Raw genomic sequence first — 623 nt, forward strand, 5'->3', positions numbered from 1 at the left:
GACACGTCGCTCGTCCGGGCAGTGCGCCAGACAGAGCGAGAAGCGCGAATGGTCATCCAGCAAGGTCAGCGGATGACAACGCCCTTCGGCGAAGGGGAAGTGGCCTTTAAAGTCCATCTGCCAGAGTTGGTTCGGGGCGTCATGTTCAAAGCGTCCGACGGTGGGCGCCGGTGACGGACCGCCTGGTAGCAGGTCATGGCGGCGCATGAGGTTATGCACGGTGCTGGCGGCCGGTAACGTATGCCCCTGCATCTCGAGCCACCGCTTGAGCTTGCGTGTGCCCCACATCGGATGGGCCAGGTGTGCAGCGCGGAGATGTTGGACAACGGTGTCAGAGGTTCTGCTGGGGGAATGGTGTGGCGCTCGAGAACGTTCGTTCAGACCGGCGCGCCCATCAGAGTGCCAGCGATGTAACCACTTGTATGCGGTAGCAGGCGCTATGCCGAACTGACGGCATAGCGCACGGATATTAGCGCCTTCTTGTGAGGCGAAAAGTACAAACTCGGTACGTAATGACATGGCAGATCTCTCATCCCACGGCATAAGCAACTCCACTCAGAAGTACTCATACCTATGTTGTAAGTGTCTACCATGTCCCCGAACAAGTGTTCATGATGTCCCCG

Annotated in this window: 1 protein-coding gene; it reads right to left on the bottom strand. The window is 58.6% G+C overall.

What is annotated here, in order from left to right; translation table 11 throughout:
• The coding region (locus tag ACMV5H_RS25640; protein ID WP_414822819.1) for a helix-turn-helix domain-containing protein at positions 1-555 on the bottom strand (555 nt) is incomplete at its 3' end.
• Positions 556-623: the final 68 nt, after the last annotated feature.

This window comes from Serratia sp. N21D137 (assembly GCF_047530005.1).
Lineage (GTDB): Bacteria > Pseudomonadota > Gammaproteobacteria > Enterobacterales > Enterobacteriaceae > Chania > Chania fonticola_B.